The sequence below is a fragment of the Nonomuraea sp. NPDC049129 genome, assembly GCF_040648495.1.
In the GTDB taxonomy this organism is placed as follows: domain Bacteria; phylum Actinomycetota; class Actinomycetes; order Streptosporangiales; family Streptosporangiaceae; genus Nonomuraea.
Window position 1 is genome coordinate 67945 of sequence record NZ_JBEZDU010000023.1, and the last position, 21563, is coordinate 89507.

Here is a 21563-nt window from a genome sequence, read left to right on the forward strand (position 1 = left end):
CCTCTTCGTGGTCGGTTCGCGGAAGGAGCCGATCAGCTCTTCTTCCCGCCCCAGTTCTCGGGGAACCCGGGCAGGGTTTCGCAGCCGCACAACGCGTAGTGCAGCGGTGGCATGTTCGGCTTCAGGTACGCCGACAGGTTCTCCGAGGTGACCTTCGGCTGCGGCAGGTTCCACATTTTGGGCACCTCCTCGCCCTTGAGGATCTTCAGCGCGGCGATGATCGGGGTGCGCCATTGGTAGGTCGGATATGTGGGCGCGATGGCGGTGAGGTCGGCGTCCTTCCACTTCTGCAGGAAGTCCTGCTGGTCCTCGCCGTTGATGGGTGGTACCGGCAGGCCCGCGTCCTCGAATGCCTCGATCGCGGCCACCGCCGTGGCGCCTGCGTCCATCCAGACGCCGTCGATCTTGCCGTGCCGCTGGATGTAGTCGCTGACGATGCTCTTGGTCTTGGCGGCGTCGCCGTCGGTGAACTCGACCCCCACGACCTGGACCTCGCTCTTGTCGAAGACCACCTTGGCCGCCGACCAGCGGGTCTCCAGCACGTCCACGCCGGGCAGGATACGGAGCGCGAGCACCTTACCGCCGGCCGGAACCTTCTCGACCAGGAACTCGGCGGCGTCGGCGCCGAAGGCGTAGCCGCCGATCGGCTTGATGAACGTCACCGGGCAGTCCGTTTCCACGCCCCGATCGAACACGATGACGGGCACCTTCCCGCAGGCGGCCGTCACGGCCGGGGTGAGCGTGGCCGTGGTGTTCGGCGAGACGATCAGCGCGTCACAGCCGTTGGCCTGCAACTCGGCGATGTCGGAGATCTGCTTGTCGTCCTTGCCCTCGGCATCCAAGGCGGTGAACTTGGTGATCTCCTTGTGCAGGCCGGCCTCGGCCTGCATCGTCTTCCACCCGACCTGGCGCCAGGGGTTGTTGACCGCGGCGTTGGAGAAGCACAGGTGGTACGGTCCGTTCTTCTTGTACTTCGCCGTATCGACCATCTGCGGGGCGATGGCCTGCTCCCAGGGCTTGTCCATGGGACCCTGCGGCGTCTGGGAGCGCATGGCCAGCTGGGCGTCGAAGTCCGCCCGCACGAAGAACTTCGACTGCGCACCCGTGCCCGAGCGGTGAGCGCTCGTGGCGGGAGCCGCGGACTGGGTAGTGGACGTCAGCTTGTCGGTGGTGCAGCCGGCGAGGGCGAGCGCGGCGAGCACGGCGACTGCGGCCTTATGACGCGGCATGTGCGTCTCCTTTGCGGGGGGTGAACGTCCGGGGAAGCCGGATTGCTCCCGCCGCGACCGCGGCGATGATGATGACGCCCTGCACGGTGAACTCCAGCTCCCCCGAGATTCCGTACAGGTTGAGCAGGGTGAACAGCGCCTCCAGCGTGAAGGCCCCGGCCATGGCGGCCAGCACGGAGCCGCGGCCGCCGCCGAGCACCACGCCGCCGAGCACGACCGCGGTGATGGCGGAGAACTCCAGTCCCTGGCCGACCTGGGCCGAGACACCGGCGAAGCCGCCGAGCAGGATCGCCGCGACGGCCGCGGCCAGGCCGGAGAGCATGAAGGCGAAGATCTTGGCTCGGTGGACCCGGACCCCGGACAGGGCCGCGGCGCGTTCGTTGTCGCCGGTGGCGATGAGCGTCTTGCCGAAATCCGCGCGCATGAGCAAGATCGCCGCCGCGCCCCCGGCGAGGAGGATCAGCACCGACCACGGCACCGGTCCGAGGCCGCCGCGGCCGAGGGCCCGGAAGCCCTCCGACAACGCGCCGCGCGGTGCGCCGCCGGTCCACAGGAAAACGGCTCCGGACAGGATGAGCAGCATGCCGAGCGTCACGATGAACGACGGCACCCGCAGCTTGGTGGTGATCACTCCATTGATCAGTCCGACGAAGAGCCCGACGGCGGTCAGCAGCGCGAGGACCGGCCAGGTGGCGGACTCGTCGCCGTCGATGAGCCGCGCGGCGATCACCACCTCCGCCGTCACCAGCGAGCCGACTGAGAGGTCGAACTCGCCGGAGACGATGACGAAGTACTGCCCCGCGGCCAGGATCACCAGCGGCGCGGCCCGTTTGAGGAACGCCAGGAACCCGGCGGGCTCCAGGAAGAAGGGGTTGGCGACCGCTATCGCGGCCAGCAGCACCAGGAGGACCGCGACGATGGGAAGTGCCCGTTTCATGCCGACCGCTCCTTGGTGCGCCGGGCGTAGACGGCCACCGCGATCACGATGACCACGCCGCGGACCACGTCCTTGACGAAGGAGTTGACCTCGAGCTGATTGAAGATGGTGTCCAGGACAGCCAGCAGCAGGACGCCGCCCACGGTTCCGGCGACGCCACCCTTTCCGCCGGCCAGCGCGGTCCCGCCGAGCACGACCGCGGCGATGGACTCCAGGTCGTAGCCGCCGTCGGTGCCGACCGTGGGCGCCCCCGCCCCGAGCCTGCCGGCCAGGAGCAGGCCCGCGATGCCGGCGCAGACCGAGCAGAGCACGTGGGTGAGCAGGATGACGCGACCCGTACGGATCCCGGACAGCCGGGCGACCTCCTCGTTCCCGCCGACCGCGTAGATGCGGTAGCCCGGCCGGGTCCTGCTCAGCAGGAACCAGGCGGCGACGGCGACGCCTGCCCAGAGCAGGGCGGAGACGGGGATCGGCCCTATTCGGGAGTAGCCGAGGATCTGGAACGACTCGGGCACCTTGCCGGCGGGGCCGTCGTACAGGTGGTCGACGATGCCCCTGATGATCAGGGCGACGCCGAGCGTGGCGATGAAGGCGTGAACCTGGAGCCTGGTGATGACCAGCCCGTTGACCAGCCCCACCAATGCACTGACGGCAAGCACCGCGGCGACCGCCGGCAGGATGTTCCCGTCCTGGCCCGCCATGATCTCCGCCGCGATCAGCGAGGTCAGGCTGATCAGGTACGCCACGGATAGATCGAGCGACCCGGCCAGGATCGCCAGCGTCTGCCCGATCGCCACGATGCCGAGGGCCGCCGAGCGCTGCTGGATCCCGACGATGCTTTCCATGGTCAGGAACTGACCGCCGTCGAGCGCGACCAGGACCCAGCCGACCGCGACCAGGCCGAGCAGCGCGAGGAACACCACCTGTGTGGGCTCACGTAACCAGGCCGCCAGGCCGCCGTGCGCCTCGCCGTGGTGGGCGGGACGGCGGACGCGTGAGAGCGTGTTCATTCAGCCGCCTCTCCTGCGGCCAGACGCATGATGGCTTCCTCAGATGGGCCGGCCGGCAGTGTGCCTGCGATCCGGCCGCCGCGCAGGACGACGACGCGATCGCTCATGCCGATGAGTTCGGGCAGCTCGGAAGAGATCATCATGATGGCCATGCCGTCATTCGCCAGCTCACGCATCAGGTCGTGGATCGCGGCCTTGGCCCCGACGTCGACGCCCCGGGTCGGCTCGTCGAACAGCAGCACGCGCGGCGCCATCGTCATCCATTTGGCGAGCACGACCTTCTGCTGGTTGCCTCCGGACAGGTAGCGGACCTCCTGTTCCTGTCGTGGAGGCGACAGGCGTACCCGTTCGAGCAGGTCGTGGACGCCATTGCGGCCCTTGGCGCCCACCGCCCGGGCGACGAGCAGGGCGTTGTCGCGAACCGACTGGCGCAGGGCGAGTCCTTCGGCCTTGCGGTCCTCGGTCACGAGCCCGATGCCCATGGCGACGCCTTCCCGGACCGAGCGGGGGCGCGACGGGGTCATCTCGCCCGTAGTGAACGGCTCCGCGCCGAAGATCGCCTTGGCGAGCTCCGATCTGCCGGATCCTTGCAGGCCGGCGATGCCGACGATCTCCCCGGCACGCAGCTCCAGATCGATGTCGCGGAGCTTGTGGTTGCCCGCTCCGCGCAGGCTGAGCCGTACCTCACCGGGGCCCGGCGAGCGGGGCGGGAAGTAGGCGCCGAGGTCGCGGCCCACCATCAGGCGGATCAGCTCGTCGGGGGTCACCTCGCCGATCGGGAGCGTGGTGACGAGCGAGCCGTCCTTGAGCACGGTGACGCGGTCCGCCAGGTCGAACACCTCGCGTAATCGGTGGGAGATGTACACGACGGCGACGCCGCGCTCCCTCAGCCGCCCGATCAGCCGGTAGAGCAGCTCGACCTCGTGCTCGGCGAGCGCCGCGCTGGGCTCGTCCATGACGACGAGCCGGGCGTTCATCGACAACGCCTTGACGATCTCGACGACCTGCTGCTGGGCCACCGACAGGCGCTTGACCGCGTTGCGGGGGCCGAAGGAGTCCTCGCCCAGTTCGGCGAGGAGCCGCGCAGTCGCCTGCTCCATGGTGGCCCGGTCGACCAGGCCGCGCCTGAGCGGCTCGCGCCCGAGGAAGACGTTCTCGGCGACCGTACGCTCGGGCAGCAGGTTGAACTCCTGGTACATGATCGCGATGCCGGAGCGCTGCGCCTCGAGCGGATGGCCGAAGGAGACGGGGTGACCGTCGATCTCGATCGTGCCCTCGTCCGGCGGGTGAACACCGCCAATGATCTTCATCAGGGTGGATTTGCCGGCGCCGTTCTCGCCGACGACGGCGTGCACCTCGCCGGCCGTTACGTCCAGGTCCACTCCGGACAGCACCCGCACGCCCAGGAAGCTCTTGCCGATGCCACGCATGCTCAGCACCCCGCCCACCTCCCCCACCGTGGCCGATCCCGCGGACGGAGTCTTGAGGGTAAGCCTGGGCCAGCGGCAAGTTTCGGCCTTATATCCCTCATGCTGCCGGATGCTAAGCGGGCTTATGTTGATGGTCAAGCAAAAGCTCGCACCCTTGACGGCATAATCGGTGGTCTACAGCAGGCCTTGAGCAGCACCTCGACATCCTGGCGAGCGAGCTCGGCGACCGCGCGGCCATCACCGGTGCGGCGGTGATGGCCGTAATCGGCGGATAATATGACAGCGATAAGCCTTCTTATGCTTGACCATCGACAAAAATGGCTCTTACCATCACGGAGACTTACATACCGGATGCCTTCCGCATGCGGGGATAGTCCCGACACGATGGAGCTTTCATGGACAAGCTCGGTGTGTGGCTTATCGGGGCACGGGGATCCGTGGCGACCACTGCCATCGTGGGAGCCGCGGCCATCAGGGCAGGAGCTGCCGCCCCGCAAGGATGCGTGAGCGAGTCCCCCGGCTTTCCCTGGCACCTGGTTCCGCTGACCGACCTGGCCTTCGGCGGCCATGACATCACCGAGACCTCCTTACGCAAGCGCGCCGAACAGCTGGGCAGAGCAGGAGTCATATCACCGGACCTGCCGGGGCTGCTCGCCTGCGACCTGGACGCCGCAGACGCCGAGATCCGGCCGGGTCACGTCCCCGGCGACGGCGGCCGGGCCGCGACCCGGCTGATCGACGACATCGCCGGCTTCCGGGCCCGGCACGGGCTGGCCCGGGTGGTCGTCGTCAACGTGTCGTCGACCGAGCCCCCGGTGGATTCGCGTCCGGAGTTCGAGAGGCTGGCCGATCTCGAGGAGCGGCTCGCCGCGGGGGACGACGTCCTGCCGCCGAGTTCGCTGTACGCCTATGCGGCGTTCCACGCCGGGTGCGGCTATGTGGAGTTCACCCCTTCCACCGGGCCGGCCCTTCCCGCCCTGGCGGAACTCGCCGCCCGGCGGGGCGTGCCGTACGCGGGACGCGACGGCAAGACCGGCGAGACCCTGGTCAAGAGCGCCCTGGCGCCCATGTTCGCCGACCGGGCACTGCGGGTCCGCTCCTGGTCCGGGCTCAACCTCCTCGGCGGCGGCGACGGGGCGACCCTCGCCGATCCGGCCGCCAGGTCCAGCAAACAGCTCTCCAAGGACCAGGTCGTCGCGAAGGTCCTGGGAGGACCCGTCGAGGGTGAGACGCACATCGACTACGTCCCGGATCTCGGAGAGTGGAAGACCGCCTGGGACCACGTAACATTCGAGGGCTTTCTCGGCGTGCGGATGACGTTGCAGTTCACCTGGCAGGGCTGCGATTCGGCGCTGGCCGCTCCGCTCGTCCTGGACCTGGCCCGGCTGGTCGCCCGTGCGCACGAGAAAGGGCGGCACGGCGTCCTGCCCGAGCTCGGCTACTTCTTCAAGAGCCCGCTGGGGACGGACGAGCACGCGCTGGCCGCCCAGTACGCCCGGCTGCGCGCCTTCGCCGAGGAGCTGTCGTGAGGGCGCTGCTCGAGCTGGTCCGCGCCCCGGCCGCACTGTCGGTGCCGGGGGACACCATGGCGGGGGCCGCCGCCGCGGGGCGGATGCCGGCACCCGGCCTGGCCCTGGCGTCGGTGCTCATGTACTGGTCGGGAATGGCGCTCAACGACTGGGCCGACCGTGAGGCGGACGCCGTCGAGCGTCCTGAACGCCCGATCCCGTCAGGCCGGGTTCGCCCGGGCGCCGCGCTCGGGCTCGCGGCCGCCCTGAGCGGCGCGGGCCTGGCCACCGCCGCCCTCGCCGGCGGCCGTCGCGCTCTCACCGTGGCCGGCCTGCTGGCCGGCGCGGTGTGGGCCTACGACCTGGGCCTCAAACGGACGGCGGCGGGACCGGCCTCCATGGCGGCCTGCCGCGTGCTCGACGTGCTTCTGGGCGCGGGCGAGCAGGTCAGGGCCGCCGTGCCGACGGCGCTGGCGATAGGTGCGCACACTTACGGGATCAGCGTCCTGGGCCGGGCCGAGGTAACGGGGGCGGCACGCGGGACCGCCGAGCGCGCGCTCGTGGCCAGCACCGCGGCGGCCGGTCTCGCAGCCGCCTCCTGTGTAGGCAACCGAGCCGCCGCCCGGGCCGGAGCGGGCGTCCTCATCGCCGGCTATCTCGCCTTCACCCTCCCGGTCCAGGCCGGGTTGCGGGCCCGTCCCGACCCCGAGAACGTCCGGCAGGCCGTCCGCCTGAGCATCCTCGGCCTGATCCCGCTCCAGGCGGCGGCGGTCGCCGGTGGCGGGCGGTTCGCGACGGCGGGCGCGCTGCTGTGTTCGCTGCCGCTGGGAAGGTGGCTCTCATCCCGGCTGGCGACATCGTGAAGTGGGCCTACTGCACCAACGGCTTCGCCGGCCACCGGCTCCCCGAGGCGCTGGCGGTCCTGGCCGATCTGGGGTACACCGGTGCGGCGATCACGCTCGACCACGGTCATCTCGACCCCCACTCCCCCGGCCTGGCTGCGGCGGTGTCGCGAATCGCCGGGCTCCTCGAACGCCTGGGCCTCGATGCCGTCGTCGAGACGGGCGGGCGTTACACCCTCGATCCCCTGCGCAAACACCATCCGACCCTCATCAGCGACAACGCCGAGCGCAGAGTGGAGTTTCTGACCACGGCGATGCGGGTCGCCGCCGATCTGGGCGCTCCCGTGGTGCACCTGTGGAGTGGGGTCCGCCCCGACGGCATGCCGGAGGCGGAGGCGTACACGCGGCTGGCCCGCCAGTGCGCACGGCTGCTCGACGAGGCCGACCAGGTGGGCGTCACGCTGGGATTCGAACCGGAACCCGGGATGCTCGTCGCCGACCTGGACGGCTTCGAGCGGCTGCGCGCGATGCTCGGCGGCCATGACCGGTTCGGTCTCACCCTCGACATCGGGCACTGCCACTGCGTGGAGCGGGAGGACCTGGGCACCTGTATCCGCCGGGCGCTGCCGTACACCGTGCACGTGCAGATCGAGGACATGCGCCGCGAGGTCCACGAGCACCTGGAATTCGGCGAGGGTGAGATCGACTTCGTGCCGGTGCTCGCCGCTCTGCACGGCTACTCGGGTCTGGTGGCCGTGGAGCTGGCCCGGCACAGCCATGCGGCCCCGCAGGTCGCCCGCCGCTCGATCGACTTCTTGAGGAGGGCACATGAAGGAGCCGGCGCAGGAGTGGCTGGCACAGGCCGTCCGGCAGGTCGAGGCTGACCCGTACGCGATCCACCGGCTCTTCGCGCAGGCCGAACGGCGGGGCGGCCCCGGCGCCCGACGCGCGCTGCTCGGCGCGCTGCACGGCGACCACGCGGTGATCCACGGCCTGTACGAGGCCGGCGACAGCGGCGAGAGGCTGGCGATCCTGACCGTCCTGCATGAGCTCGATTCAGAAGGGACGGCGGTCGGGCTGGTGGAGGACGCGCTGCGCACCAATGACACGCGGCTGGTCGCCGCGGCTCTCGGCCCGTACGGCTCGGCGTGGCTGGACGACCACTCCTTCCGTCAAGGAGTGCTCAAGTGCGTCTTCATGTCGATCCCCCTGGCGGCGGTGGCCGGGCTGGACCGCCGCTTCGACGCCGAACTGGCCCGGATGCTGTCGGACTACGCGGCGGAGCTGCGGGCGGCCGGCCGGCCCGTCCCGAGCGACATCCTGGAGAGGAGCTGAATGCGCATCTTCGACCCCCACATCCACATGACCTCCCGGACCACCGACGACTACCAGCGCATGTACGCCGCGGGGGTCCGGGCCGTGGTCGAACCCGCCTTCTGGCTGGGGCAGCCCCGTACCAACGTGGGCAGCTTCCTCGACTACTTCGACGCGCTGCTCGGCTGGGAGCCGTACCGCGCCGCGCAGTACGGCATCCACCACCACTGCGCGCTCGCGCTCAACCCGAAGGAGGCGAACGATGCGCGGTGCGTGGGGGTGCTGGCCGAGTTGCCGCGATACCTGCTGAAAGACTCCGTCGTCGCGGTCGGCGAGGTCGGCTACGACTCGATGACGGCGGAGGAGGAACGGGCCTTCGAGGCCCAGCTCGCCCTGGCGCAGGAGAATGACCTTCCGGTGCTCGTGCACACTCCGCATCGGGACAAGGCCGCGGGCACCCGCCGCACCCTCCACGTGGTACGGGACGCCGGGATACCCCCCGAACGGGTGCTCATCGACCACCTCAACGAGATGACCGTCGGCATGGTCGCGGACTCCGGCTGCTGGATGGGGTTCTCGATCTACCCCGACACCAAGATGGACCCGGACCGGATGGTGGCCCTGCTCAAGGAGTACGGCACGGACAGGATTCTGGTGAACTCGGCCGCCGACTGGGGACGGAGCGACCCGCTCAAGACACGTGAGGTGGCCGACGTCATGCTCGCGGCCGGTTTCGGCGAGGACGACGTGGACCGGGTGCTGTGGCGCAATCCGGTCGCCTTCTACGGGCAGAGCGGCCGCCTCGACCTCGAGACCGGCTCGGAAGCCGGCCCCGACCACGCCGGCAACACGATCAAGCGGGGGTGACCATGCGGCTGCGCCATCCGGACGGCTCGACGGTGCACCTGTCCTACTGCACCAACGTCCACGCCGCCGAGGATCTCCCCGGCATCCACGGTCAGCTGTCCGGCGTCGCCGCGCGGGTCAGGCGCCTGCTCGGCGTCGAACGGCTCGGGCTCGGGCTGTGGCTGTCCCAGCACGCCGCCGCGGACCTCCTCGCCCGGCCCGGGGAACTCGCCGGGCTGCGCGAGCGGCTGACCGCGCTCGGGCTGGAGGTCGTGACCCTCAACGGGTTCCCCTACCGCGGCTTCCACGACGAGATCGTGAAGTACCGCGTCTACACCCCTGACTGGGCCGACGCGGAGCGGCTGCGTTACACGCTCGGGCTCGCCGAGATCCTCGCCGCGCTGCTGCCGGACGGCGTCACCGAGGGCACGATCTCGACCCTCCCCCTCGCCTGGCGGACCGGGTGGACGAAAGAGAAAGCGGCGGCGGTCATGGCCAATCTCGACGCGGTCGCCCAGGGCTTGCGCGCGCTGGCCGGCCGTACCGGCAAGGTGATCCGGCTGGGCTTCGAGCCGGAGCCCGGTTGCATCGTCGAGACGACGCCCCAGGCTACCGCCCTGCTGAGCGGCGTGGATCATGACCACCTGGGCCTCTGCCTGGACGCCTGCCACATGGCCGTGGGCTTCGAGGAACCCGGCGCGGGCGCCCGCACCGGGCTGCCCATCGTGAAGCTCCAGGCGTCGTGCGCCTTGGTGGCCCCACCGGGAGCACAGCGGGCGCTGGCCGCGTTCGACGAGGCCCGCTTCCTCCACCAGACGCGCTCCGCCACCGGATACGCCGATGACCTGGGCGAGGCCCTGTCCGGCGGCCTGCCCGCGGACGAGAGCTGGCGCGTGCACTTCCACGTCCCGCTGCACGACGCGCCGCCCCCTCCGCTCGCCACCAGCGCCCCCTACCTGCGTGACCTGCTGAACGTGCTCCTCGGCGGAGAACGGCCGCTGACCAGGCACGTCGAGGTGGAGACCTACACGTGGAACGTGCTTCCCGGCGCGCCGGCCGATGTCGCGGAAGGCATCGCCGCCGAGCTCGACTGGATGCGGGGACAGCTCGCCGCCCTCGGGCTGAAGGAGACGTGATGGCACCGCTGATCGTGATCAATGTCGTCGGGCTCACCCCGCGCCTGCTCGCGCACATGCCGAACGTGGCGAAGGCGGGCGCGGCGGCCGCGCTGCGGCCCGTGCTCCCGGCCGTCACCTGTTCGATGCAGGCCACTCTGCTGACCGGTTCGATGCCCCGCGACCACGGCATCGTCGGCAACGGGTGGTACTTCCGGGACCTCGGCGAGGTGCTGCTGTGGCGCCAGCACAACGCGCTCATCCAGGGTGACCAGCTGTGGACCGCGGCGCCCGGCCTGCGCACCGCCAACGTCTGCTGGTGGTATGCGATGGGCGCGCCGACCGACCTCCTCGTCACCCCGCGCCCCGTCTACCACGCCGACGGCCGCAAGTCGCCCGACTGCTACACCCGCCCGCCCTCACTTCACGACGACCTCGAGGCCGCGCTGGGGCCGTTCCCCCTCTTCACCTACTGGGGCCCCAACGCGGGGATCACCTCGTCCGAATGGATCATCGCCGCGGCCCGCCGCATCCTGGCCCGCGAACGGCCGGATCTGCTGCTGGTCTACGTGCCTCACCTCGACTACGACCTCCAGCGGTACGGCCCCGCCGGTCCCGAGGCCATCGCGGCGGCCCGCGCCGTCGACGCCGCGCTGGCTCCGCTCCTGGCCGAGGACGCCGAGGTGGTCGTGCTCTCGGAGTACGGCATCACCCCGGTGTCCCGCCCGGTGGACATCAACCGGGCGCTGCGGACCGCGGGTCTCCTGGAGGTCCACACCCAGGCCGGGATGGAGTACCTCGACCCGTGGACGTCCCGGGCCTTCGCCGTCGCCGACCACCAGGTGGCCCACGTGTACGTGCGCGATCCGGCCGACCTCGGCCGCACCTGCGCCGTCGTCGCCGAGCTGACCGGCGTGGACGAGGTGCTCGACCTCGCGGGGAGGGCGAAGTACGGGCTCGACCACGAACGCGCCGGCGAACTCGTCGCGGTCGCGGAACCTGACGCCTGGTTCACCTACTACTACTGGCTCTCCGACGACCGCGCCCCGGATTTCGCCAGGCTCGTGGACATCCACCGCAAACCCGGCTACGACCCCGCCGAGCTGTTCATGGACCCGAATGATCCGTTCGTCAAGCTCCGTGCGGCGGCGGCGCTGGCCAGGAAGAAACTGGGCTTCCGCTACACGATGCGGGTGGTGCCGCTCGACCCGGCGCCGGTGCGGGGCAGTCACGGCCGGTTGCCCGACCTCCCCGACGACGGCCCGCTCATCATCGGCCCCTTCGACCGTGACTCCTACGAGGCGACCGAGGTCAAGGACCTCCTGGCCGGTCTGGCCCGGAGAAGCCGCTGACCGCGGACACCCCGGGCCGCCATATCGGCCTCAGACGCGGGTCCAGCGCTGGTTGGTTCCTCCGGTGCAGCTCCAGATGCGCGCCTTGGTGCCGTTGGCGGTGGCACCGACGTCCAGGCACTTGTTCGCCCCGACCGCGGTGACGGTGCCGTCGGAGTTGAGGCGCCACTTCTGGTTGTTCTGCCCGTTGCAATCCCAGATGATCACCGCGGTGCCGTCCGCCGTCCCGGCCCCGTTCACGTCCAGGCACTTGCCGCCAGAGGCCCGCAGCTCACCCGCGGCGGTCGAGGTCCACTGCTGGTTGGCCTGGCCGTTGCAGTCCCAGAGCTGCGCCTGCGCGCCGTTGGCCGGCGAGGCGCTGACGTCCAGGCACCGCCCGGACCCCACGCCCTTGAGGGCGCCCGAGCCGCCCGGTGTGCCGGCCAGTTCCTTGACGCGGATGTTGCGGAATGACACCACGTCGCCGGACCCGTGGTTCTGGATGCCGATGTAGCCCTGCTGGAGCGAGCGGACCGGATCGGCGTTGGTGAAGTCGTTGATTCTGGTGCCGTTCAGGAACACCTGCAGCCGCTCGCCCTCCACCAGCAGCTCATAAGTGTTCCACTGACCCGGCGGGTTCAGCGCCGCGTCGCGGGCGGCGATGTCGGCCGTCTTGAACCCGTAGATCGCCCCGGTCGTCTTGTCCGGGGTGTCGGTCGCGTCGATCTGCACCTCATATCCGGTGCTGAGCGCCGCGTCGGGGTCGCTGGTGGCCGGGAAACCGACGATCACGCCGGAGTTGGAGTCGCCGGTCATCTTCCAGTCGAGCTTGACGGAGTAGGAGCGGAACTCCTTGGCGTTGTACCACAGCATGCCCATGCCGCCCTGGGAGGTCAGCGTGGCGTCGCTGTTGGCGAACGACCCCGGCCCGGCCTGCGACCAGCCCGTCGTCGAGCCGTTGTACAACGTCGTGTACCCCGTCTCCGGGCGGCAGTCGGCGTTGGTGGCCTTGGCCGCGTACCGGATTCCGCCGAGCAGCAGCGTGCGGAAGTTCGGATCGGCGTACGACTCTTTGGTGTGCCCCAGGCCGGTGTAGAACGCGCGGCCGGAGGACTGAGGGTGGCACCAGGTGATCGGGTGATCGCCCATGCCGCCGCCGCTGTAGCTGCCCTCGTCCAGGCTCTGGAGCACCCGGACGTTCGGGCGGGGGTTGGTGCGGTAGTTGTACCACTCGTCGGTACGCGACCAGGTCACCCCCAGGTGAGCGGTCGCGGCGTGCGCCCGGTCCTCGTTCCGTACGGTGGCCTGCTGGATCGCCGGGTGGTTGTTGAACCAGGCCCCCATCAGCTGCCCGTAGTAGGCCCAGCTGTACTCGGTGTCCGCGGCCGAATGCACCCCGACGTAGCCGCCCCCGCCGTCCACGTACGTCTGGAAGGCGGTCTGCTGGTTGTCGTTCAGCACGTCACCGGTGGTGCTGAGGAACACCACCGCCTTGTACTGGGCAAGGTTGGCCGTGCTGAAGGCGTTCGAGTCCTCGGTGGCATCGACCGCGAAGTCGTTGGCGGCCCCCAGGTCGCGGATGGCCTGGATCCCGTTGGGGATCGAGTCGTGCCGGAATCCGGCCGTCTTGGAGAACACCAGCACCTTGTAGGCGGCGGCCTGGGCGGGGATGGCGGGGATCACCGTCGCGACGGCGGTGATCGCCGCCACCGTCACTGAGAGGCGTCGCAGCACAGATGTCTTTCGGTCGCTCGGCATGGGTGTCCTTTCAGACGCGGGTCCAGCGCTGGTTGGTTGCTCCGGTGCACGTCCAGATGCGCATCTTGGTGCCGTTGGCGGTGCCGGAGCCGGTGACGTCCAGGCACTTGTTCGCCCCCACCGCCGTGATGGTGCCGTCGGCGTTGAGGCGCCACTTCTGGTTGCTCTGACCATTGCAGTCCCAGATGATCACCGCGGCGCCGTCCGCCGTCCCGGCCCCGCTCACGTCCAGGCACTTGCCGCCAGAGGCCCGCAGCTCACCCGCGGCGGTCGACGTCCACTGCTGGTTCGACTGCCCGTTGCAGTCCCAGAGCTGCGCCTGCGCGCCGTTGGCCGGCGAGGCGCTGACGTCCAGGCACCGCCCCGACCCCACACCCTTGAACGCACTCGTGCTCCCCGAGGGCGGGGTGCCGGTGTCGAGAGTGAAGTCGTCCACGTCGAACAGGTAACCCTGTCCGGTCGGGCCGCGGAAGACCAGATAGAGCGTCGTGGTGCCGGCCGGCGCGCCGCTGAGGTTCGCCGAGACGTCGGTGAAGGTGTCCCAGCTGCCGGTGCTCGCCACGTTCACCGTTCCCAGCAGTGTGCCCGTCGCCGAGCCTGCCCGCACCTCGATCCGGCCGCCCGCGCCGGCCGAGGAGACCCGGGCGGTGATCCTCGTCGCGTTGCCCAGGTTGTACGGCTGGAAGGAGATCCAGTCGCCGTCGTCGGTGAAGCCGACCGTCTTGCCGCCTTCCGCGGTGGCGTGGTCGGCCGTCTGGATGCCCTGCTGGGCGCCGAAGTGCTCGGCCTGCCGATGCCGCGGCTGGAGGGTACGGTCGCTGGTGGAGGTCAGACCGCCCTTGTCGGTGTAGGAGGCCTCGAAGACGCCGTAGATGTTGGCCGCGGCGTCATGCTCACCGTCGACCGGCACCGAGATGGAGCCTGAGCAGCCGGTCGTGGAGGTGATCTGGTGGCGGTGGCTGTCGTGGCCGAGGAAGTAGGCGACGGTGACCCCGGCGCAGTCGATCGTGCCGTCCTCCGGGTCGCTGACGGTGACCTGGAAGGGAACGGTGTCGCCGAAGGAGAACAGCTGTCCGGCGGAGGGGGTGGTGAGGATGACCGTCGGCGCGGTGTTGCCGACGTTCACGATCACGCTTGCCGTGCCGGTGAGGCCCTGCGGGTCCCGGACCGTGAGCGTCGCCGTGTAGGCGCCGTTCGTGGTGTAGGTCTTGCTCGGATTCGCCGCCGTGGAGGTGGTGCCGTCGCCGAAGTTCCACGAGTACGTCAGCGCGCCGCCCTCCGGGTCGGAGCTGCCCGCCGCGGAGAAGTTCACCGTCAGCGGAGCCGGTCCAGACGTCTTGTCGGCGGACGCCTTGGCGATCGGATTGCGGTTGGCACTGCCGATGTACTCGATGCGATACAGCGCCTGGTTGTTGTTCCCGTCGCCGTAGTCGAGGACGTACAGGGCCCCGTCAGGACCGAAGGCCATGTCCATCACCTGCGTCCCCGACCAAGGGAACGCCGAGATCTCCCCATAGGCGCCGTCCGGCTTGACCTCGATCGCCTTGATCCAGCGCCGGCCGTACTCACCGGCGAAATACCGCCCGTCGAGCGCCTGGGGGAACTTGACGGCCGAGTTCAGGTTGGGGTCGTAACGGTAGACCGGACCACCCATCGGCGACTCCGATCCGGAGCCGAACTCCGGCGGGCTTCCGGCGTCCCCCGCGTACCTGATCCACGCCGGCTTCGCCGCAGGCAGCGTGGTCAGGCCGGTGTTACGGAAGGAGTTGTTGGTCGGGCCGCCCGCGCAGTTGTACTTCGGACCGGTGCTGTTGGTGGCGAAGTTCCATTCGTTGTAGGTCTCGCTGGTGGTGTTCGTGCCCGTGCAGTACGGCCATCCGTAGTTGCCGGGACCGGTGATGCGGTCGAACTCCACCTGCCCGCTCGGCCCCCGGTTGGCGTTGGTCACACCCGCGTCCGGCCCGTAGTCGCCGAGGTAGACGATGCCGGTCGCCTTGTCCACGCTCATCCGGAACGGGTTGCGGAAGCCCATCGCGTAGATCTCCGGCCGGGTCTTCGCCGTCCCCGGCGGGAACAGGTTGCCGCTGGGGATCGTGTAGGTGCCGTCGGGCTGCGGCTTGATGCGCAGGAGCTTGCCGCGCAGGTCGTTGGTGTTGCCGGCCGAGCGCTGGGCGTCGAACTGCGGGTTGCGGTCGGTCCGCTCGTCCAGCGGGGAGTAGCCGCTCGACTCGAAGGGGTTGCTGTCGTCGCCGGTGGTCAGATAAAGGTTTCCGGCAGCGTCGAAGTCGAGGTCCCCGCCCACGTGACAGCACAGGCCGCGGTCGTTCTGGACCTGCAGGACCACCTTCTCGCTGGCCATGTCGAGAGTGTCGTCCGGCTTGAGGGTGAACCGGGACACGTGCAGCTCGCCCTTCCACTGGTCGAACTGCGCCTGCGTGCCGTTGCTCGGCGCATCACCGTTCGGCGTGCTCAGCCGCGGCGAGTAGTAGAGCCAGATGTACCGGTTGGACGCGAAGTCGGGGTCCACCGCCACACCCTGCAGGCCCTCCTCGTCGTGACTGTAGACGTTGAGCCTGCCGGCCACCTTCGTGTTGCCGTTGACATCGGTGACGCGCACCGTACCGTCGCGCGCCGTGTGCACCACCGACCGGTTCGGCATCACGGCCAGCGACATCGCCTCACCCAGCTCGGCGCCTCCCGACGCGAGAGACACCTGCTGGTAGTCGGCCGCCGGAATGGCGAGGGCGTTCGCCGGGGAGGCGTCGAGCGCGAGCGCTCCGGGAATGATCAGCGCCATCGTGGTCAGCAAGGTGAGCCACGGACGTCGGGACATGAGCGTTCCTCTGCTATCGAATCGATTCGAGCGAAAGCTTTCTCGTCCCCCGAGAATGGGGGTGCCGAGGGCGCGTCGCCAGACGGTGTCAGGCGCGCGCCCACTTCTGGTTGGTGCCTCCGGTGCAGGTCCAGATGCGTGCCTTGGTGCCGTTGGCGGTGCCGGAGCCGGTGACGTCCAGGCACTTGTTCGCGCCGACCGCGGTGACGGTGCCGTCGGAGTTGAGGCGCCACTTCTGGTTGTTCTGGCCGTTGCAGTCCCAGATGATCACCGCGGTGCCGTCCGCCGTCCCGGCCCCGTTCACGTCCAGGCACTTGCCGCCGTACACCCGCAGCTCACCCGCGGCGGTCGAGGTCCACTGCTGGTTGGCCTGGCCGTTACAGTCCCAGATCTGCGCCTGCGCGCCGTTGGCCTGCGAGGCTCCGCTGACGTCCAGGCACCGCCCAGACCCCACACCCTTCAAGGCACTCGTGCTCCCCGAAGGCTGGCCCTGGGGACCGGCGGACGCCATCACCGCCTGGGCGCCCGCGGGCCAAGCGCCGTTGGTGACGGTGACATTGTTGTTCACCACGTTGCCGCGGTCGCCGTTGGTCACATTGGTGCTGCCGTTTGTCGACCAGTTGCCGGTGACGGTGAAGTTCCCCATGTTCTCGCCGCCCCAGTAGTTGGCGGTGGCCCAGGTGCCGGTGTTCGAGAGCACGTTGCCGGTGACGGTGTAGTACTTGGAGCCCTCGTCGAAGTAGATCCCGAACCAGCCGTTGGTCCGCAGGCAGTGGTTGCCGCTGATCACCGCGTTCGGGTTCCACGACAGCGTGTAGATACAGCCCCCATCGGTCATCTGCTGCATGACGTCGTGCACGTAGTTGCCGACGAGCTTGTTGCCGGACGCGGTGGTGGGAGTGGTGTAGCGCGGCTGGTAGTTGTACAGGCCGCGGTTGGCGTACTGGTTGCTGCCGCCCGGCTCGTTGGCGCCCCAGCCGTACCCGATCGACATGCCGGTGTACGGCAGGTTGTAGACCTCGTTGTGTGACACGTCGGTGTTGGTGACGTAGGTGGTCAGGACCGAGACGATGCCCCGGTAGTCCAGGCCGAGGTCGTGAATGCGGTTGTTGCTGACGGTGATGTTCCGGTTGACCATGCGCTGGTCACTGGGGTGGTGCGCGTCGGCGCGCACGCCACCGACCACGATGCCGCCGGCCGAGCTCTGGGCGATCTCGGACCGGGTGACGGTAATGTCGCCGGCGCCCAGGCCGACCCCGCTGGCGTGCGCGTTGGCGTCGTTGCCGATGCCCACGGCCGTCTGGCCGAGGTTGACGAACCGGGAGTCGGTGAAGGTGATGTTGCCGGCCGCGGACACCTGCACCGCTGCCGGCATCTGCTGCCAGTGCGGCCGCGCGGCCTCGAACTGCTGGCAGCCCTCCTGGCAGGAGGTCAGCCTGTCGGCGGGCCAGTTCCAGTTACCCGCGATGTAGGCGCCGGTCTGCTGGTCCGCATAGCCCTGGTTGCCGCTGGGTCCGAGCCAGGTCGTGCCGGTGAACGTGATCCCGCTGAACGTGATGTGGTGCGCGGGTGCGTCGTAGGTGCCTCCGACGTTCACCAGGGACTGGAGAACCGGCAGCTCAACGTTGACATTGCTCATGTTCTGCCCGGCAGCCGGGATGTAGTACAGGACGCCGGTCCCGGGGTTGATGTACCACTCCCCCGGCGCGTCCAGGAACTCGTAGGCGTTCTCCAGGTACAGCGGACCCGCCCGGTGCGGCTGCGTGAAGGTGTCGTACCCGAAGGTGTTGTTGTTCCAGCCGGGCTGCTGCATCGTGATGAAGTTCCCGCTGATGCTCTGCACCGTCACATAGCGGTCCGTGAACGAGCCCACGCTCTCCATCTCGACCCGGTTCTGGTTGGCCAGGTTGTTCAGATAGTTCAGCGCGCTGTTGCCGAACCGCAGGCCGGTGCTGCTCGCGGTGAGGTCCGACCGGTTCACGGCCGTACGCGCCCGCGTGGCGATGGCGCCGTTGACGTACAACTGCCGGGTGTCGATTCCCGTGCCGACGTCGGCGCGCCAGATGTTCTTCCCTGAATCGGCCACGGTCCATCCGGTGACCGCCCTGGCTCCACTGATGACGGGACGGGCGCCCGCCGCGGCCTGCCATTTGACGGAGTAGCCGTTGTTCCCGGAATCGGCGGCGGCCAGCCGGAGCGGCGCGGAGAGCCGGTACACCCCGTCGGCCAGTTCCACGACGATGTCACCGGACATCGCGCCGTTCAGCGAGCGTACCGCCGTCTGCGCCGCGGACAGCGAGCACGGCTGGGTGGAGGTGCAGGCGGTGCCGGTGCCGGCGGGTGACGCGTACAGGGTCGTGGTGGCCGCCAGGGCTGGGGTGGCGGGGGCGATGAGGGCGAACGCCGCGGCCAGCGCCGCGGCGACGATGCCGATCAGAGCCGGTCTCAGTGCCGTGACGGGCGAAGATGACTGCACAGTTGTTCCTTTGGGGGGTACGGGTGTGGCCAGGTCACGCCCTGCTGCTCAGGCAGGTGACACCCTTCTGAGGGTCCTCGCCTCTAATTACGTTGTGAGTATTGATAGCCGTCAAGACCTTAAGCCCGCTTATTTCACCATTTGCACACCTGGCGCATGGCCATAGTTAGCCGCATCTCTTTCTTTACCAGCGGCAATGCAGGCCATCACGGTTACCCGCGCCGATCGCCCTCGTATGAACCGTTCATATGTGTCGTACTAATCGGCAGTACGTCTGAGCTTGGGAGGAACCCACATCAGTCATACTTTGCAGAGAACGGCGAGGAGGAAGCACGGTGACCGACACCCCGCGCGAGAGCGGATACCGGCCGGGCTACGAGGTGGCGGCCGAGCAGGTGCTGGAATTGATCGTCCGGCTCGGCCTGCGTCCGGGTGACCGCATGCCGACCGAGATCGAGCTGGCCGGGCAACTGGGCACCAGCCGCACGGTGGTACGCGAGGCGGTGAAGCTGCTCTCCGCGCTCGGCCGGGTACGCGCTCAGAAGGGCCGCGGCCTGTACGTGGCCGACGACGAGGGGATGTTCGGCACCGGGCGCTGGGCCTCCTTCTTCCTCCCGACCGACCTCGACCACGTCTACATGCTGTTCGAGTTCCGCCGGGTGCAGGAGATGGAGACCAGCAGGCTGGCCGCCCGCCGCGCCACCCCCGCGGAGCTGAGGGCCATCGAGGAGGCGGCCGGCGTGTGCCGCCACGGCTTCGAGACCGGGCAAGAAGACCTGTTCAACAAGGGCGACGACACCTTTCACACCGCCATCGCCACGGCCTCGCACAACATGTTCCTCCAGGTGGCGGTGCGGGAGGCCCGCAGGCTACAGGCTCAGTCCAACCTCATCGGGCTGAGCGGCTCGGTGGGCGGGCACGCCGCCAAGGCCGTCGAGGAGCACGACGCCATCTACCAGGCCATCCGCGCCGGCGACCCGGAAGCGGCCGCCCAGGCCGCGGCCACGCACATCGACAACACCCTCGACGACTACCGGAGAGAGATCCAGCAGCGCCTCTTCTCCTCCCAGTGATCCGGCCCTCCGAACCGGTTCGCCCTGCGGGGCACTGACGGGACCTGATCAGCCGGGCCGACGGCGGATGAACGTTTCATCGAGCCCGGCTACGAGCGTGGCCGATGAGTGCCGCCGGACAGGGGTTCCGGCAGGCAGCCGGACAGGACCGAGCCTTGACAGGCCGTCCGCCCGTCGTATGTGCTTCGCCGTACACCGCTGTCTCCCCCTCCTCAGTTGATCAGTACGTTGGCGAATCGATTCGCACCGGTCTCCGAGCGCGGCTGTCTCCGTCTCGCCCTACCTCCAAGGAGTACGACAATGCAGCCTTCATCCGTTCCCTTATCGGGCCGTGTGAGGCGTTCTCGGGCGGCCGTCGTCGCAGCTGTGGTGGCGGCGCTGGCAACGCTCCTGGCCACCGCCCTGACCTGGTCGGCACCGGCCTCGGCAGCGACAACGCCGCTGGTGGGCGTGGGCTCGGGGCGTTGCCTGGATGTCAGCGCCTCGCAGACGAACGGCGCGCAGGCGCAGATCTGGGACTGCAACGGCCAGGCCAACCAGCAGTGGACCTCGACCGCCGCGGGTGAGCTGCGGGTGTACGGCACCAAGTGCCTGGACGTTTACGGCGCCGGCACCGTCGACGGCACCAGCGTGATCATCTGGGACTGCAATGGCCAGAACAACCAGAAGTGGCGCCTCAACGCCGACGGCTCCGTCACCGCGGTCGGCGCGAACAAGTGCCTGGACGTCAGCGGCGCCGGCACCGCCAACGGCACGAAGGTGCAGATCTGGACATGCCACGGCGGCACCAACCAGAAATGGACCACCGGAGCCGAGCCCACCCCGACGCCGACCCCGACCCCGCAGCCGCCCGGCGCGCGCCCGTGCGACATCTACGCCTCCGGCGGCACGCCGTGCGTGGCCGCGCACAGCACGACACGGGCGCTCTACGGCTCCTACAACGGCAACCTGTACCAGGTCAGGCGCTCCGACAACACGACCAGGAACATCGGCGTGCTGACCGCGGGCGGTGTCGCCGACGCCGCGGCCCAGGACTCGTTCTGCGCCGGCACCACGTGCGTCATGACCGTCGTGTACGACCAGTCCGGGCGGGGCAACGACCTGTGGTACCAGGGATCCAGCGTGGTCCCCGGCTCCCCTCAGAGCAGGCCCGCGATCGCGACCACCGAGTCGCTCACCGTCGGCGGCGGCAAGGCGTACTCGCTCTACATCAACCCCGGCAACAGCTATTGGCGGGACGGCCACCTGACCGGCGTGCCCACGGGGACCGCGCCCGAGGGCATGTACATGGTGACGAGTGGCACCCACGTCAACGGCGGCTGCTGCTTCGACTACGGCAACAGCGAGACGACCAGGAAGGCCGACGCCGCCGGCGCCATGGACGCCATCAACTTCAGTACCCAGTGCTGGTTCGGCGGCTGTTCCGGGGGCGGCCCCTGGGTCCAGGCCGACCTGGAATGGGGTCTGTACCCCGGCGGCAGCCAGTCGTGGAACCCCAACCAGCGGGCCCTCCCCCACAAGTTCGTCACCGCCACGCTGAAGAACAACGGCACCAGCCGGTTCGCCATCAAGGGCAGCAACGCGCAGTCCGGCAACCTGTACACCCTGTACGACGGGCCGCTCCCCAACGGCTACAACCCGATGAAGAAGCAGGGGGCGATCATCTTGGGCAGCGGCGGCGACTGCTGCAAGCCCGATGGCGGCGCCAATCTCAGCGCCGGAACCTTCTACGAAGGAGCCATGACCGCCGGCTATCCCACCGACGCCACCGAGAACGCCGTCCAGACCAACATCATCGCCGCCGGCTACCGCTGACCCGGTCTCACGAACCTTCGACAGACCCGGAGGCCGGCGAGAGGCG

Annotated in this window: 16 protein-coding genes; 9 read left to right on the forward strand and 7 right to left on the reverse strand. The window is 69.4% G+C overall.

What is annotated here, in order from left to right; translation table 11 throughout:
* Positions 1 to 32: 32 nt before the first annotated feature.
* The 4 genes from AB0B64_RS46615 to AB0B64_RS46630 are packed head-to-tail and all read right to left on the reverse strand — an operon-like array spanning position 33 to position 4606.
* Entirely contained in the window at positions 33 to 1229 is a 1197-nt protein-coding gene (locus tag AB0B64_RS46615; RefSeq protein WP_358189632.1) for an ABC transporter substrate-binding protein, read from the reverse strand.
* Positions 1216 to 2166: an ABC transporter permease gene (locus AB0B64_RS46620; protein WP_358189642.1), complete on the reverse strand. Its 951-nt coding sequence runs from the start codon at positions 2164 to 2166 to the stop codon at positions 1216 to 1218. Before AB0B64_RS46620 ends, AB0B64_RS46615 begins: the two co-directional genes overlap by 14 nt.
* Positions 2163 to 3176 (reverse strand): ABC transporter permease, encoded by a 1014-nt coding sequence (locus AB0B64_RS46625; protein ID WP_358189655.1) that lies wholly within the window; start codon positions 3174 to 3176, stop codon positions 2163 to 2165. The genes AB0B64_RS46620 and AB0B64_RS46625 overlap by 4 nt, the downstream gene beginning before the upstream one ends.
* On the reverse strand, positions 3173 to 4606 hold the full coding sequence (locus AB0B64_RS46630; RefSeq protein ID WP_358190465.1) for a sugar ABC transporter ATP-binding protein: 1434 nt from the start codon (positions 4604 to 4606) through the stop codon (positions 3173 to 3175). Before AB0B64_RS46630 ends, AB0B64_RS46625 begins: the two co-directional genes overlap by 4 nt.
* Before the next feature lie 395 nt (positions 4607 to 5001).
* On the opposite strand from AB0B64_RS46630, the gene AB0B64_RS46635 reads away from it, so the two are divergent.
* Genes AB0B64_RS46635 through AB0B64_RS46665 form a run of 7 tightly spaced genes read left to right on the forward strand, consistent with a single transcriptional unit; the run spans position 5002 to position 11583 of the window.
* On the forward strand, positions 5002 to 6135 hold the full coding sequence (locus AB0B64_RS46635) for an inositol-3-phosphate synthase (RefSeq protein ID WP_358189664.1): 1134 nt from the start codon (positions 5002 to 5004) through the stop codon (positions 6133 to 6135).
* The gene (locus AB0B64_RS46640; protein ID WP_358189692.1) at positions 6132 to 6977 is read left to right on the forward strand and encodes an SCO3242 family prenyltransferase; all 846 of its coding nucleotides are present in this window, start codon (positions 6132 to 6134) and stop codon (positions 6975 to 6977) included. The genes AB0B64_RS46635 and AB0B64_RS46640 overlap by 4 nt, the downstream gene beginning before the upstream one ends.
* Positions 6974 to 7840: a sugar phosphate isomerase/epimerase family protein gene (locus tag AB0B64_RS46645; protein WP_358189738.1), complete on the forward strand. Its 867-nt coding sequence runs from the start codon at positions 6974 to 6976 to the stop codon at positions 7838 to 7840. The genes AB0B64_RS46640 and AB0B64_RS46645 overlap by 4 nt, the downstream gene beginning before the upstream one ends.
* Positions 7785 to 8291 (forward strand): EboA domain-containing protein, encoded by a 507-nt coding sequence (locus AB0B64_RS46650; protein WP_357959933.1) that lies wholly within the window; start codon positions 7785 to 7787, stop codon positions 8289 to 8291. Before AB0B64_RS46645 ends, AB0B64_RS46650 begins: the two co-directional genes overlap by 56 nt.
* Positions 8292 to 9137 (forward strand): TatD family hydrolase, encoded by an 846-nt coding sequence (locus AB0B64_RS46655; RefSeq protein ID WP_357959930.1) that lies wholly within the window; start codon positions 8292 to 8294, stop codon positions 9135 to 9137.
* A 2-nt stretch (positions 9138 to 9139) separates the two neighbouring features.
* A complete protein-coding gene (eboE, locus tag AB0B64_RS46660) occupies positions 9140 to 10252 on the forward strand; it encodes a metabolite traffic protein EboE (protein WP_358190476.1) in 1113 nt (370 codons plus the stop codon).
* A complete protein-coding gene (locus AB0B64_RS46665; protein WP_358189758.1) occupies positions 10252 to 11583 on the forward strand; it encodes a nucleotide pyrophosphatase/phosphodiesterase family protein in 1332 nt (443 codons plus the stop codon). The genes eboE and AB0B64_RS46665 overlap by 1 nt, the downstream gene beginning before the upstream one ends.
* A gap of 30 nt (positions 11584 to 11613) precedes the next feature.
* Here AB0B64_RS46665 and AB0B64_RS46670 read toward each other — a convergent pair whose 3' ends face one another.
* The 3 genes from AB0B64_RS46670 to AB0B64_RS46680 all read right to left on the reverse strand — a co-directional run bounded on the left by AB0B64_RS46670 (position 11614) and on the right by AB0B64_RS46680 (position 18629).
* Positions 11614 to 13320, reverse strand: a complete 1707-nt coding sequence (locus tag AB0B64_RS46670; protein WP_358189772.1) for a ThuA domain-containing protein — start codon at positions 13318 to 13320, stop codon at positions 11614 to 11616.
* Positions 13321 to 13330: 10 nt separating this feature from the next.
* Complete coding sequence (locus tag AB0B64_RS46675) at positions 13331 to 16153, reverse strand: carbohydrate-binding protein (RefSeq protein WP_358189788.1); 2823 nt, start codon at positions 16151 to 16153, stop codon at positions 13331 to 13333.
* A gap of 88 nt (positions 16154 to 16241) precedes the next feature.
* Positions 16242 to 18629, reverse strand: a complete 2388-nt coding sequence (locus AB0B64_RS46680) for an RICIN domain-containing protein (protein WP_358189797.1) — start codon at positions 18627 to 18629, stop codon at positions 16242 to 16244.
* A 335-nt stretch (positions 18630 to 18964) separates the two neighbouring features.
* On the opposite strand from AB0B64_RS46680, the gene AB0B64_RS46685 reads away from it, so the two are divergent.
* On the forward strand, positions 18965 to 19702 hold the full coding sequence (locus AB0B64_RS46685) for a FadR/GntR family transcriptional regulator (RefSeq protein ID WP_357959915.1): 738 nt from the start codon (positions 18965 to 18967) through the stop codon (positions 19700 to 19702).
* A gap of 333 nt (positions 19703 to 20035) precedes the next feature.
* Positions 20036 to 21517, forward strand: a complete 1482-nt coding sequence (locus AB0B64_RS46690) for an arabinofuranosidase catalytic domain-containing protein (protein ID WP_357959912.1) — start codon at positions 20036 to 20038, stop codon at positions 21515 to 21517.
* The last annotated feature ends 46 nt before the right edge of the window (positions 21518 to 21563 follow it).